The sequence below is a fragment of the Pseudomonas peradeniyensis genome, from assembly GCF_014268935.2.
In the GTDB taxonomy this organism is placed as follows: Bacteria; Pseudomonadota; Gammaproteobacteria; order Pseudomonadales; family Pseudomonadaceae; genus Aquipseudomonas; species Aquipseudomonas peradeniyensis.
Window position 1 is genome coordinate 1083780 of sequence record NZ_JABWRJ020000003.1, and the last position, 13664, is coordinate 1097443.

11 protein-coding genes are annotated in these 13664 nt (G+C 64.6%); 5 read left to right on the forward strand and 6 right to left on the reverse strand.

Going from position 1 to position 13664, the window contains the following annotated elements; all coding sequences use genetic code 11:
• Positions 1-35 precede the first annotated feature (35 nt).
• The gene (locus HU751_RS19875; protein WP_186733527.1) at positions 36-2315 is read right to left on the reverse strand and encodes a TonB-dependent receptor; all 2280 of its coding nucleotides are present in this window, start codon (positions 2313-2315) and stop codon (positions 36-38) included.
• Positions 2316-2538: 223 nt separating this feature from the next.
• Here HU751_RS19875 and HU751_RS19880 point away from each other — a divergent pair, with 223 nt between their 5' ends.
• Entirely contained in the window at positions 2539-3219 is a 681-nt protein-coding gene (locus tag HU751_RS19880; RefSeq protein WP_186733528.1) for a Fe2+-dependent dioxygenase, read from the forward strand.
• A 3-nt stretch (positions 3220-3222) separates the two neighbouring features.
• Positions 3223-3972 (forward strand): tetratricopeptide repeat protein, encoded by a 750-nt coding sequence (locus HU751_RS19885; protein WP_186733529.1) that lies wholly within the window; start codon positions 3223-3225, stop codon positions 3970-3972.
• Between the two features lie 120 nt (positions 3973-4092).
• Here HU751_RS19885 and HU751_RS19890 read toward each other — a convergent pair whose 3' ends face one another.
• Positions 4093-5256 carry a type III PLP-dependent enzyme gene (locus tag HU751_RS19890; protein WP_028689608.1) on the reverse strand — a complete coding sequence of 388 codons (1164 nt, stop codon included), beginning with the start codon at positions 5254-5256 and terminating at the stop codon, positions 4093-4095.
• Positions 5257-5912: 656 nt separating this feature from the next.
• On the opposite strand from HU751_RS19890, the gene HU751_RS19895 reads away from it, so the two are divergent.
• The 3 genes from HU751_RS19895 to HU751_RS19905 all read left to right on the forward strand — a co-directional run bounded on the left by HU751_RS19895 (position 5913) and on the right by HU751_RS19905 (position 9907).
• Complete coding sequence (locus HU751_RS19895) at positions 5913-6401, forward strand: sigma-70 family RNA polymerase sigma factor (RefSeq protein ID WP_134689971.1); 489 nt, start codon at positions 5913-5915, stop codon at positions 6399-6401.
• Between the two features lie 17 nt (positions 6402-6418).
• Positions 6419-7381, forward strand: coding sequence for a FecR family protein (locus HU751_RS19900; protein WP_186733555.1), 963 nt, complete (start codon positions 6419-6421; stop codon positions 7379-7381).
• A 108-nt stretch (positions 7382-7489) separates the two neighbouring features.
• Positions 7490-9907, forward strand: a complete 2418-nt coding sequence (locus HU751_RS19905) for a TonB-dependent siderophore receptor (RefSeq protein ID WP_186733530.1) — start codon at positions 7490-7492, stop codon at positions 9905-9907.
• A 127-nt stretch (positions 9908-10034) separates the two neighbouring features.
• On the opposite strand, the gene HU751_RS19910 is transcribed toward HU751_RS19905, so the two are convergent.
• The 4 genes from HU751_RS19910 to HU751_RS19925 are packed head-to-tail and all read right to left on the reverse strand — an operon-like array spanning position 10035 to position 13477.
• Positions 10035-11192, reverse strand: a complete 1158-nt coding sequence (locus HU751_RS19910; protein ID WP_186733531.1) for an osmoprotectant ABC transporter ATP-binding protein OsmV — start codon at positions 11190-11192, stop codon at positions 10035-10037.
• The gene (locus HU751_RS19915; RefSeq protein ID WP_186733532.1) at positions 11189-11842 is read right to left on the reverse strand and encodes an ABC transporter permease; all 654 of its coding nucleotides are present in this window, start codon (positions 11840-11842) and stop codon (positions 11189-11191) included. Before HU751_RS19915 ends, HU751_RS19910 begins: the two co-directional genes overlap by 4 nt.
• Entirely contained in the window at positions 11839-12750 is a 912-nt protein-coding gene (locus HU751_RS19920; protein ID WP_186733533.1) for a glycine betaine ABC transporter substrate-binding protein, read from the reverse strand. The genes HU751_RS19915 and HU751_RS19920 overlap by 4 nt, the downstream gene beginning before the upstream one ends.
• 13 nt (positions 12751-12763) lie before the next feature.
• Positions 12764-13477, reverse strand: a complete 714-nt coding sequence (locus HU751_RS19925) for an ABC transporter permease (protein WP_186733534.1) — start codon at positions 13475-13477, stop codon at positions 12764-12766.
• Between the last annotated feature and the right edge of the window lie 187 nt (positions 13478-13664).

Consider the following 13664-nt stretch of genomic DNA (forward strand, 5'->3'; position numbering starts at 1 on the left):
TTCAAGCGAATGAACGGGGCCCGGGGTGCGGCTGTTTAGAAGTGCACGCTGGTGGTCAGCAACGCCGTGCGCCCCGCCGCCTGGTTGGCGAAGTGGGTGGAGTACGCCTTGTCGTAGTAGACCTCGTTGGTGAGGTTCTGCACGTTCAGCTGCAGGTCGATGTTCTTGGTCAGCTTGTAGGCGGCCATGGCGTCGTAGCGTACGTAGCTGTCGACCATGGTGGTGTTGGCCACGCTGCCGTAGACGTCATCGACATAGAAGGCGCCGCCACCGACGGTCAGCTTCGGCGTCAGCTGGTAGGTGGTCCACAGGCTGGCGCTGTTGTTCGGCGTGTTGGGCAACTGGTTGCCGTCGTTCGCCTTGCCCAGTGGGCCGCCGTCGATCTGGCGGGCCTGCATGTAGGTGTAGCCAGCGAACACCTGCCACTTGTCGGTCAGTTTGCCGCTGGCCGACAGCTCGATGCCTTGCACACGGGTTTCACCGACGTTCTCGTAGGTGTTGGTGTTGACCTGGACCCGGGCATTTTCCTTCTCGGTGCGGAACAGCGCGGCGGCCAGGGACAGGCGCTGGTCGAGCAGGTCCCACTTGGTGCCGAGCTCGTAGTTGGTGGTCTCTTCCGGCTCCATGTCACTGCCCAGCAGGTTGCCGGAACGGTCGGTGGTGTTGCCCAGCGGGTTGCCTTCGGTACCCTCGCCGAGCATGGCGCCAGGCGGCGTGGCGGAGGTGGCGTAGGACACGTAGATGCTGCCGTTGTCCGCCGGTTTCCACACCAGGCCCAGCTGGCCGGTGACGAACTCGCTGGTGTCCGAGCCTTTGGCGGGTACGCCCTTGCTGCTCACCGTGGTGCTGCCGTCGGCGTTGTAGCCACGGTAGTCGGTGTCGAAGTGGTCATAGCGCAGGCCCATGTTCAGCAGCCACTGCGGGGTCAGCTCCAGGGTGTCGAACACGTAGAGCGCGCGGGTCTTGCTGCTGGTCCTGGTGCCGGCGTAGTTGCGCGCGACGGTGCCGACCCAGTTGTCGTCCGGGTTCGGGTTGTCCAGCGAGGTGCAGCTGCCGCCACTGCCTGGGCCGGTACAGGTGAGCTTGCTGTTGGGGGTGACGGTGTAGCTCTGGCGGTCGGACTCTTCCTTGGTGAACTCGACGCCGGTGGAGAAGCTGTTCTTCAGGCCGCCCAGGTAGAACTCGCCGAACAGGTCGGTCTGGTTGGTGGTGGTGGCGGTGTTGCCCACACGGGTGTTGGCGCGACGCCAGACGCCGTTGTTGTTGACGTTGCCGGCGCTGTCGTCAGGCTGGGTCAGCACGTAGTCCTGCATGCTGTTGCCGTGGCGCAGGGTGTTCTTGATGGTCAGCGTGTCGGACAGGTCGTGCTCGATGGCGAAGGTCGCGATATCGACACGGGTCTTGCGGAAGTCGCGTCCGGTCAGACCGTAGAAGTTGTCGCTGTCACCACCGTCGACCGGTTTGTCCGGATGCGCCGAAGTCCGTGCGGTGCTGCCTGCGCGCGGCACGCTGTAGGGGATGCCGGAGTCCGGCAGGTCGTCGCTTTCGAGGTGGTAGTAGTCGAGGTTGACGCGGGTCGGCGTACCCAGGCCGAAGGCCAGCGAGGGGGCGATGCCCCAGCGGTCGTAGTTGACCTTGTCGCGGCCGGCGACGTTGCTTTCGTGGGTCATCAGGTTCAGGCGCCCGGCAACGCTGTCGCTGAACTGGTAGTTGCCGTCGAAGGTGTAGCGTTGGGTCTGGTCGCTGCCCCAGGTCCAGGCGCCGTCCAGCGAGTTGCCCAGGTGCGCGCGCTTGCTCACCAGGTTGATGGTGCCGCCCGCGGCGCCACGGCCACCGATCGCCGAGTTCGGGCCCTTGGCCACTTCCACCGATTCCACCGCGAAGATTTCCCGGGTCTGGGCACCGGTGTCGCGCACGCCGTCCAGGTAGGTGTCGCCCTGAGCATCGAAGCCACGGATGAAGGGGCGGTCGCCTTGCGGGTTGCCGCCTTCACCGGCACCGAAGGTGATCCCCGGCACGGTGCGCAGGGCATCCTGCAGGGACATGGCGTTGGTGTCCTTGATCACCTGCTGTGGGATCACGGTGACCGACCGTGGGGTGTCCACCAGCGGCGCGGTGTACTTCTGCGACGAGGCCTTGTCGACCTTGTACTCGGTGCTTGCCTGTTCGGCCTTGCCATTGACGCTGGTGGCGTCGAGGGTGATGGCGTTATTGGCGGCCGGGTCGGCGGCATAGGCCGAGGTGGCGGTGATCGCCATGCCGATGGCGGAGGCGAGCAGACGTGGTGAACTCACAGCAGATGGCACGTGACGCATTGTTGTAGACCTTCCCCAAGGTATGAAGGCCGCGGAGCATAATGTAAGTGATTGTAACGAACAATTGAGAAGCGTTTACATTCGCCATAAATTTACATTCTTTACAATTTTGCCTTACGGTTTTTACGGTCTCATCCGTCGTGCGATGGAGAAAGGGGCTTGTGGTAGGTAAAAGGGAATCAATATCATTGGCGTCCCTTTCAGTCATACCTGGTGCCGCCGCATGCTGCTTCATATTCCCGGGCTGTTCGACGCCGACGAGATCTCGCGCATCCGCGAGGCCCTGGAGCAGGCCGACTGGGCCGATGGCAAGATCACCGCGGGGTACCAGTCGGCCAAGGCCAAGCACAACCTGCAGTTGCCCGAGGGCCATGCGCTGGCCAAGGAGATCGGTGGCGCACTGATCGAGCGGCTGTGGCGCAACCCGTTGTTCATGTCGGCGGCGCTGCCGCACAAGGTGTTCCCGCCGCTGATCAACTGTTACCGCGAAGGGGGCAATTTCGATTTCCACATCGACAACGCCCTGCGCCAGCCCAAGGGCAGCCCGGAGCGGGTGCGCACCGACCTGTCCTCGACGCTGTTCCTCAGCGACCCGGACAGCTACGACGGTGGCGAACTGGTGATCCAGGACACCTATGGCGTGCGCGAGGTCAAGCTGGCCGCGGGCGACATGGTGCTGTATCCCGGCACCAGCCTGCACAAGGTCAATCCGGTCACTCGCGGGGCGCGCTATGCGGCGTTCTTCTGGACCCAGAGCCTGGTGCGCGAGGACAGCCAGCGCACCCTGCTGTTCGAGATGGACAACGCGGTTCGCCAGCTTACCGCCGATGTGCCCGGGCATCCGTCGCTGCTGCAACTGACCGGCACCTATCACAACCTGCTGCGCCGCTGGGCCGAGGTCTGAGCCGTGTCCTATCAGTTGCGACGTGAGGATGTGGTGGATGTGGCCGGGTTGCAGGCGATGCTCGAACACAGCCCGGGCCAGGCCGCCCAGGCGATCCTGGCAGCGGCGGGGCAGGGAGTGGTCGAGGCGCAGTCGTTGCTCGGGCAGATCCTGCTCGATGGGCGCGGTATCGAAGAGGATGCCAGCGTGGCCCGTCGTTGGTTCGCCATCGCCGCCCAGGGCGGCAGCGCCATGGCCCACAACATGCTTGGCCGGTGCCTGGAGCACGGCTGGGGTGGCGAGGCGGATCTCGCACAGGCGGCCATTCACTATGCCCGTGCGGCCGACGCCGGCCTGGACTGGGGCATGTACAACCTGGCCAACCTCCTGGCCACCGGGCGCGGGGTGCCGGCCGACCAGGCCCAGGCGTTGATGTGCTACGAGAAGGCCGCGCAGCTGGGGCATGCCAAGTCGATGAACCTGTATGGGCGCTACCTGGAGCAGGGGATTGCCACCGCGCCGAGTCCTGCCCGGGCGGTGCGCTGGTATCGGCGTTCGGCCGAGGCCGGGGATTTTCGCGGGATGTTCAGCCTGGCGCTGGTGCTGGTCGAGCGCGGGGAAATCGGGGAGGCCGGGCCTTGGCTGGAGCGAGCCAGGGTCGAGGGCAACCTGAATTTCCTGCGCAGTGCGCTGGTGACGTTGCAGGGGGCGGGGCCGGCGCTGATGGCCCATGCGGCGCGCTATGCCGAGGAGATCGAACAGCGCGCTACTTGAGTATGTCTGTTCCGGTCATATCGCGAGTCAAACCCGCTCCCACGGGTATTCACCACGGGCGTGGGAGCGGCCTCGCCCCGCGATAGAATTGAAAACGGGGCCTTGCGGCCCCGTTGTGTATTACAGGTAGTAGGCTTTCAGCGGCGGGAAGCCGTTGAACTCCACCGCGCTGTAGCTGGTGGTGTAGGCACCGGTGGATAGCCAGTACAGGCGGTCGCCAATCGCCAGGTTCAGCGGCAGGCCGTACTTGTAGTTCTCGTACATGATGTCGGCGCTGTCGCAGGTCGGGCCGGCGATCACCACTTCCTCGGTCTCGCCTTTCTTCTCGGTCCAGATCGGGAACTTGATCGCCTCGTCCATGGTTTCGATCAGGCCGGAGAACTTGCCCACGTCGGTGTAGATCCAGCGCTCGACCGCGGTGCGCGACTTGCGCGCCACCAGCACCACTTCACTGACCAGGATGCCGGCGTTGGCGATCAGCGAGCGGCCAGGCTCGAGGATGATTTCCGGCAGGTCGTCGCCGAAGTCTTCCTTGAGGAAGCGGATGATCTCCTCGGCGTAGGTCTCGAGGCTGTTGGTGCGGGTGATGTAGTTGGCCGGGAAGCCGCCGCCCATGTTGATCAGCTTCAGCTCGATGCCGTCTTCTTCCTTCAGGCGCTCGAAGATCACCTTGACCTTGGCGATGGCCGCGTCCCACACGCTGATGTCGCGCTGCTGGGAGCCTACGTGGAAGGAGATGCCATAGGGCACCAGGCCCAGGTCGCGGGCGAGGATCAGCAGGTCCATGGCCATGTCGGTCTGGCAGCCGAATTTGCGCGACAGCGGCCAGTCGGCGGTGGTGGAGCCTTCGGTGAGGATACGCACGTAGACTTTCGAGCCCGGCGCGGCCTTGGCGATGTTGCGCAGGTCGGCTTCGGAGTCGGTGGCGTACAGGCGCACGCCTTTCTCGAAGAAGTAGCGGATGTCCTTGGACTTCTTGATGGTGTTGCCGTAGCTGATGCGGTCGGGGCTGACGCCACGGCCCAGCACCTTGTCCAGCTCGTAGATCGAGGCGATGTCGAAGCTCGAGCCTTTCTCCTTGAGCAGGTCGATGATCTCGACCGCCGGGTTGGCCTTGACCGCGTAGTAGACCTTGGCGAACTCGAAACCGGCGCGCAGGTCGTCATAGGCCTGGCTGATCATCTGGGTATCGATGAGTACGAAAGGGGTTTCCTGCTTGTCGGCGAACGCCTTCATCTTCTGGAAGGTGTCACGCGCAAAGTAGTCTTCGACCTGGATCGACATGCTCAAGGGCTCCATGGGCAAACTGAAAAGATAAGTGGCAGCAAACTGAACGTCCTCCGTATCCCCACTTTGGTTCGCCTACTTCCCAAGGCATGTCGCCGAAAGCAAAAAGGTCAACCGTGCCGGGAAAGGGCGGCGGGTGACCTTGCTGTCTCGTCGTCAGTACTTGAGCCGGATGGATCGTTTCCAGCATGGACGTTCGGCGCGCACTTTAGGACGTGAAAACCGCAAGATCAACAGGCAGGTCCGGGGTGTTCGTCGTGTATCGATGCCCCACCGCTGCAATAACCGACCGATGCGTGGCGTGGATGTTCCGGAAAAGGCCACAAGCGTTAAAAATTGTGGAATAGGTGGCGATCTGGTCGCGAACGGCTGATAGCTGGGTTCTTTGCATGTTGGCTGGCTTTCGCTGCGAAAGAGCCGAAGAATCGGCAGAAGACCGTTTGTCGGGGTTGTGTGGTGAACGGGGTTTTTCCGGAGAGTGTTCATATTTATGGCCACGGCGCGACGCCCGTCATTTTTTTCGAAATCGCCATAAATTTTTTGTTACCGACACCGGAAACCACCCTTGGTCGGCTTAGGCATGGGCCGATTGCCGTCCTTGATGAGAAACATTACTATTCGCGACCTCATCTGCCTCCCTGACGACCCCGAACGTGTCCGGACACAAAGGCTTCCTCGACCACTACCATGAGCTGATCGGCACCTGGACGCGCAAGCTGCGCAGTCGTCAGCAGGCCGAGGATCTCACCCACGACGCCTTTGTCCGGGTTCTGGAAAACCCGAACGAACAGGTCGAGCAGCCGCGTGCCTACCTGCACCAGACCGCCCGCAACATCGCCGTCGATGGCTTTCGCCGCGAGGACCGTCGCCAGGCACTTGAACTGGAGGCGTTCGCCGACGGCGCCGCCAATGGTTCCGACCCGGAGGCCTACGTGCATGCCCTGGAACTGGCCGACAGCGTCGAGCGGGCGCTGGCCGAGCTGCCGCTCAACTGCCGGCGGGTGTTCATCTGGCAGAAGCTCGAGGGCCTGACCCAGGCCGAGATCGCCGAGCGCATGGGTTTGACCAAGAACATGGTCGAAAAGTATATGATCCGCACGCTCCGACATCTGCGTGAGCACCTGGATGTGTCGGCCAGATGAGTCAGGAGACCCCATTGATCAGACAGCACGCGCCCGACCCTGTGGGCGAGCAGGCGGCCAGCTGGTTCGCCCGGACCCAGGAGGCGCCGCATGACAGCGCCGTGCAGCAGGCCTTGCAGGCATGGCTGGCACAGCACCCACGCCATCGCGAGGAGTACCAGCGCCTGGTACAGCTGTGGCGCGCCGCCGATTTCATCCCTCGACAACGCCTCGAAGCGCTGTGCCAGCCCGAGCCGGTGCGCCAGCTTCCACGCCGCCGTCTGCTGCGCCAGGCCTTGGCGGCCGGTGTGGCGGTGGCCGCGCTAGGGCTGGGCTGGACAGGTTGGCAGTACCAGCAGCTCAACCATCAGGACACGTTGACTACGGCCCTGGGCGAGCGGCGTCAGGTCGAACTGCCGGACGGATCACGACTGGAACTCAACAGTGCCACCCAGGTGCAGGTGATGTTCTCTTCGGGGCAACGCCATGTACGCCTGGGGGCGGGCGAGGCGATGTTCATAGTTGCCCACGACAGTGGCCGGCCTTTCGTGGTGAGCACCGCACAGGGTGAAGTCACCGTCACCGGCACCCGCTTCGATGTGCGCCAAGAGCCGAACGGCACTCGCGTGGCCGTGGAGCAGGGTTCGGTGCGGGTGCAGGGCGCGGCCGAGTCGCTGGCGCTGCTCGGTGCCGGGCAGGGTTCGCACATCGACGCCCAGGGCAAGGTCGCCGCGCCCTATGCAGTCGACGCCAATGCCGTGACCGCCTGGCGCCAGGGCAAGCTGGTGTTCGACAACGCGCCATTGAGCGAGGTGGTGGCGGAAGTCTCCCGCTACCGCGCCCAGCCGTTGCATGTGGCACCCGGCAAGGCCGCCGCGCTGCGCCTGTCGAGCACCTTCAGCACCGATGACCCGGACGCGCTGCTGCGGGCGCTGCCGAGCATCCTGCCGGTGCAGGTGAAGACCCGTCCGGATGGCTCCAGCGAAATTGTTCTGAAATAAATTCAGGTTTTTTTCCGTTCGTTCGTCTTCCCCGCCAGCTGCAACTGCCAAGCATTTCCATTTGCATGCGGTTGGCGTTTATCCCGACTCTCAGGACCCCTCGAAGACGTGAACAACAATAAGCCCCTTCTCCACCTGCGCCGCCTGGCGCTGGCCCTGGCGGTCAGCGCCGCCGCCGGCAACAGCTACGCCGACAGCATCCAGATCCAGGCCCAGCCATTGGCGGGCGCTCTCAAGCAGCTGGGCCAGCAGACCCACCTGCAACTGTTCTTCAGCCCCGAACTGGTGGACGGCAAGCAGGCTCCGGCGGTGTCCGGCAACCTGGCGCCGGAGCAGGCCCTGCAGCAACTGCTGCAAGGCAGCGGGCTGACCTTCGAGCAGTCCGCGGACACCGTGGTGGTCAAGCCGGTCCAGGCCGCCGGCAGCCTGACCACCGGCAGCCTGGAGCTGGCGCCCACCGATGTGAAGGTGGTCGGTGACTGGTTGGGCGACGCCCAGCAGAGCGTGGTGCAGAACCACCCCGGCGCCCGTACCGTGGTGCGCCGCGAAGCGATGGTGGAGAAGGGCACGATGAACGTGCGCGATGCCCTGCGCGGCATCCCCGGCGTGCAGGTGCAGGACTCCAACGGCACCGGCGGCAGCGACCTGTCGCTGAACGTCGGCGTGCGCGGCCTTACCTCGCGCCTGTCGCCGCGCTCGACCGTGCTGATCGACGGCATCCCGGCGGCCTTCGCCCCTTACGGCCAGCCGCAGCTGTCGATGGCGCCGATCTCCTCGGGCAACCTCGACAGCATCGATGTGGTGCGCGGCGCCGGTTCCGTGCGCTATGGCCCGCAGAACGTCGGCGGGGTGATCAACTTCGTGACCCGGGCGATTCCCGAGAAGGCCACCGGCGAGTTGTCCACCACCCTGGAGACTTCCCGCCATGGCGGCTGGAAGCACACCGAGTCGGCCTTCGTCGGCGGCACCGCCGACAACGGCATGGGCGTGGCGTTGCTGTACACCGGCGTGAACGGTGACGGCTACCGCAGCAGCAACAACGACAACGATATCGACGACGTGATGCTCAAGACCCACTGGGCGCCGACCGATGTCGACGAGTTCTGGCTCAACTTCCACTACTACGACGGCCGGGCCGACATGCCCGGCGGGCTGACCCAGGCCCAGTACGATCACGACCCCTACCAGTCGGTGCGTGACTACGACTACTTCAGTGGCCGGCGCAAGGATGTCTCGTTCAAGTGGTTGCGGCAGATCGACGACGCCACCCAGTTCGAGGTGCTGACCTACTACACCGACAGTTTCCGTGGCAGCGCCATCGCCGCGCGCGACATGAAGACCCTGTCGTCGTACCCGCGCAACTACCACACCTTTGCCATCGAGCCACGCCTGTCGCGGATCTTCTTTGTCGGCCCGACCACCCAGGAAGTCAGTGTCGGCTATCGCTACCTCAAGGAAGCCATGCGCGAGCAGTCCACGCGCCTGGCCCTGGTCGACAACGTGCCCACCGTCACCCCGACCTCCGACGGCCATGTGTTCCAGGACCGCAGCGGCGGCACCGAGGCCAGCGCCTACTACATCGACGACAAGATCGACGTCGGCAACTGGACCATCACCCCAGGCATCCGCTTCGAGCACATCAATACCGACTGGCGCGATCGCCCGGTGCTGGACGCCAACTACCGCCCTGTGCCGGAGAAGAATCGCAGCATCACCAGCAACGAACCGCTGCCGGCGCTGAGCGTGATGTACCACATGTCCGACGCCTGGAAGCTGTTCGCCAACTACGAGACCTCGTTCGGCAGCCTGCAGTACTTCCAGCTGGGTCAGGGCGGTACCGGCAACAACACGGCCAACGGCCTGGAGCCGGAGAAAGCCAAGACCTACGAAGTGGGTACGCGCTACGACAACGGCGGTTTCGCCGGTGAGCTGACCGCGTTCTACATCGACTTCGACGACGAGCTGCAGTACATCAGCAACGACATCGGCTGGACCAACCTGGGGGCGACCAAGCACCAGGGCATCGAGGCCTCGGTGCGCTATGACCTGGCCGGACTCGATCCGCGCCTGGAAGGCCTGTCGGTCAATGGTGGCTACACCTACACCCGCGCCACCTATGAAGGTGAGATTCCCGGCTTCAAGGGCCGCGACCTGCCGTTCTACTCGCGCCAGGTGGCCACCGCCGGGCTGCGTTACGCCGTCAACCGCTGGACCTGGAACCTGGATGCCTATGCCCAATCCAAGCAGCGCGCGCCGGGAACCGGTATGAACGCCAACGGCAGCTTCAACGGTAACTACATCACCGAGCCGAGTGCCGACGGGCAGTATGGCGATATTCCGGGGTACGTGACCTGGCATGCCCGTGGCGGCTATGACTTCGGGCCGCAGCTGTCGAACCTGAAGCTGGCGGCGGGGGTGAAGAACCTCTTCGACAAGCAGTACTTCACCCGCTCCAGCGACAACAACGCCGGGATCTATGTGGGTGAGCCGCGCACGTTTTATGTGCAGGCCAGTGTAGGGTTCTGATAGCGGTGCCACCTTGATCGCGGGGCAAGTCGCATCGGCGCACCGCCGCTCCCACGCCAGATACCGACTGGTGGACTGGCGTGGGAGCGGCGGTGCGCCGATGCGACTTGCCCCGCGATGGGTTGGCTCAGGAAATCGCTGCCTCAGCCGGCGACACGATACTGGTCTTGCCACCCCGCGACCTGCCCGAGCTCAGGTACGCCGCAATCGACTCCTGCGTCACCTCCCCCAAAAACATCCCTTCGGCATCCAGCACCGGCAACCACGCCCGGTTGAACTCGTACATCCGCGACAGCAGGATGCGCAGATGCTCGTCATGCGCCGCAGTGGCATTGAACGGCCGCAGGAAATCCCCGCACGTCCCTTGCTGGCGGTGCATGTCGCGCCGACGCACATAGCCCAGCGCCTTGTTCTGCCCATCGGTGACCACCACGTAGCGCCGGTCATGCTCGTCCAGCAGTTCCAGCGCGTCGCTCACCGGCGTTTGCGGGCTCACCGACGGCGCGTTGTCCGCGGCATCCTCGGCGCGCACCAGCAGCAGGCGCTTGAGCGTGCTGTCCTGGCCGACGAAGTTGCTGACGAAATCGTCCACCGGATGGGCCAGCAAGGTGTCCGGGTGATCCAGCTGCAGTAGCTTGCCGGCGCGGAAGATGGCGATCTTGTCGCCCAGCTTGATGGCCTCGTCGATGTCGTGGCTGACCATGATCACCGTCTTGTTCAGCGCCCGCTGCATCTCGAAGAACTCGTTCTGGATCATTTCGCGGTTGATCGGGTCGACCGCGCCGAACGGCTCGTCCATCAGCAGCACCGGCGCCTCGGCGGCCAGGGCGCGGATCACGCCGATGCGCTGCTGCTGGCCGCCGGAGAGCTCGCGTGGGTAGCGCTGCAGGTACTGCTTGGGTTCGAGCTTGATCATGTGCATCAGCTCGCGGGCGCGGTCGTGGCAGCGTTGCTTGTCCCAGCCGAGCAGGCGTGGGACCACGGTGATGTTCTCCTCGATGGTCATGTTGGGGAACAGGCCGATCTGCTGGATCACGTAGCCGATATGGCGGCGCAGGGTCACTTCGTCCAGCGCGCTGGTGTCCTCGCCATTGATGAACACCTGGCCGCAGGTCGGGGTGATCAGGCGGTTGATCATCTTCAGCGTGGTGCTCTTGCCGCAGCCCGACGGGCCGAGGAATACGCAGATTTCACCCTCGTTGACGGTGAGGCTGACCGCGTCGACGGCTTTGACGTCCTTGCCGTTGACGTTGAAGGTCTTGCTGAGGTTCTTCAGTTCGATCATGGGCGCAGTCCTTCCGGAGTCAGGGCACGTTGCAGGGTTTGCAGGAACAGGTCGGCGATGATCGCCAGCAGGCTGACCAGCACGGCGCCAACCAGCAGCATCGACATGTCGCTGCGGCTGATGGCGGTGAGGATGAGCACGCCCAGGCCACCGGCGCCGATGGTCGCGGCGATGGTCATCACGCCGATGTTCATCACCACGGCGGTGCGCACGCCGGCCAGGATCACCGGCACGGCGATGGGCAGCTCGACCATGCGCAGGCGCTGGCCGAAGGTCATGCCAATGCCGCGGGCGGCCTCGCGGATGCCCGGCTCGACGTTGGTCAGGGCCAGGTAGGTGTTGCGCAGGATCGGCAGCAGTGAATAAAGGAACACGGCGGTGATCGCCGGCAACGGCCCCAGGCCCTGGCCGAACTTCGAGTAGAACGGCAGCAGCAGGCCGAACAGGGCGATCGAGGGGATGGTCAGCAGCACCGTGGCACTGGCTTGCAGGGGGCCGGCGAACACCGGGAAGCGGGTCATCAGGATGCCCAGCGGCACACCGACGACGATGGCCAGGCCCACGGCGATGCCGACCAGGGTGATGTGCTGCCCGGTCAGTTGCAGGACTTGCGCCCAGTCGAGGTGGGCAAAGGTGTCGAGCAGGTTCATGGCTGTACCTCGCCGAGTGAATGCTCACGCAGGAATGTCGCGGCGACCACGGTCGGGCTCTGATGCTCGACATCGACCTGGGCGTTGAGCTTGCGCATGGTCTGGTCGTCGAGCTGACTGGCCAGCGGTTCGAGCAGCGTGGCCAGTTGCGGGTGGGCGTCGAGCACCGCCTTGCGCAGCACGGGCGCCGCGGTGTAGTCGGGGAAGTAGTGCTTGTCGTCTTCCAGCAGCTTGAGGTCGAAGGCGTCCAGGCGCCCGTCGGTGGTGTAGACCAGGCCGGCGAACACCTGGTTGTTGCGCATCGCGGTGTAGACCAGACCGCCATCCATCTGGCGGATGTTGCGCCGGTCCAAGGGCAGCCCGTACATCTCGCGCAGGCCGACCAGGCCATCGGGGCGGTTAGCGAATTCGGTGTCCAGGGCCACCAGGTGGTTGCGGGCGGGCTCGTCACGCAGCACCTGGTTGAGATCGCTGATGGTGTTGACCTGCGGGTAGGCCGCGGCGACCTGCCTGGGCAGCCCCAGTGCGTAGGTGTTGCTGAACTTCGACGGAGTCAGCCAGACCAGTCCTTTCTTCGCATCGAGTGCCTTGACCCGGGCATAGGTGGCTTCGGCGCTGGGCATGCGTTCGTCGATATGGTTGTAGGACACCATCGAGACCCCGGTGTATTCCCACATCAGGTCGAGCTGACCGGTTTCCTGGGCCTGGCGGGCGATGTTGCTGCCAAGACCGGCGGTCACCCGCACGTCGAAGCCGTTGGCGCGCAGGTACTGGGCGGTGATTTCGGCGAGCACGGTCTGTTCGGTGAACACCCGGGCGCCGATGCGGATCAGCGGCTTTTCCGCTGCCTGGGCAAAACCTGCGCATAGCAGGGCCGCGCCCAGCAACAGGGCGATTGTCTTCTTCATGGTTTCCCTCTCGTTATCGGGCCAGGCCACGTTCCAGCCAGCGCTTGCTGGAGAAACTCACCAGCGCGTCGAGCGCCAGGGCCAGCAGCGCGGTGCACGCGGCACCCAGCAACAGCTGCGGCTGGTTGTTCAGGGCAATGCCTGGGAAGATCAGGCTGCCCAGGCTGTTGGCGCCGATCAGGAACGCCAGCGGTGCGGTACCGACGTTCAGCGCCAGGGCCACGCGCACCCCGCCGACGATGATCGGCACGGCATTGGGCAGTTCCACCTGCCACAGCTGCTGGCGCGGGGTCATGCCGATGCCGGTGGCGGCTTCCTTGAGCGAGGCGGGGACGTTTTTCAGGCCCTCGTAGGTATTGCGCACGATGGGCAGCAGGGAGGCGAGGAACAGCGCGAAGATCGCGGGACTGGCGCCAATGCCCAGGATACTCAGGGCGATGGCCAGGACGGCCAGGGGAGGGATGGTGTTGCCAACGTTGAAGAACTGCATGAAGCGTTCGGCCTTGTCGACCCGGTGCGGTCGACTCAGGGCAATGCCGGCGGGGATGCCCACGGCCAGCGCCGCCGCCATCGAAGCCAGCACCAGGACCAGGTGCGCTTGCAGGTAGAACCCAAGATCGTCGCGGTAGCGGTCGATCGTGTCGATGCCGATCCAGTGGACCAGCAGGGCCAGGATGACGAGCACGGCGGCCCATCCCAACAGCCCTTTTCCGTAGCGTGCAGCCACAGGCGGACTCCTTTTTTATAGTCGGCGATCACACCCCCGTGCGGCCGGCCATTCCTGGCGGCGGGCAGCGTGGTCGCGAGCAGCAGCCCGATGCGCGGCATCAGGCCATGAGCCGAACCCCGTCGGGCTCGTGAAGCAGGTGAAACCAGCCCTGAACCGAAGCGGGTTGCAGGGGAGTGGACGTCTC

Bases quoted from the DNA above. Each gene is read 5' to 3' on its own strand.
- HU751_RS19920 (WP_186733533.1), bottom strand. From the start codon at position 12,750: ATGAAGAAGACAATCGCCCTGTTGCTGGGCGCGGCCCTGCTATGCGCA.
- HU751_RS19910 (WP_186733531.1), bottom strand. From the start codon at position 11,192: ATGATCGAACTGAAGAACCTCAGCAAGACCTTCAACGTCAACGGCAAG.
- HU751_RS19915 (WP_186733532.1), bottom strand. From the start codon at position 11,842: ATGAACCTGCTCGACACCTTTGCCCACCTCGACTGGGCGCAAGTCCTG.
- HU751_RS19890 (WP_028689608.1), bottom strand. From the start codon at position 5,256: ATGTCGATCCAGGTCGAAGACTACTTTGCGCGTGACACCTTCCAGAAG.
- HU751_RS19880 (WP_186733528.1), top strand. From the start codon at position 2,539: ATGCTGCTTCATATTCCCGGGCTGTTCGACGCCGACGAGATCTCGCGC.
- HU751_RS19875 (WP_186733527.1), bottom strand. From the start codon at position 2,315: ATGCGTCACGTGCCATCTGCTGTGAGTTCACCACGTCTGCTCGCCTCC.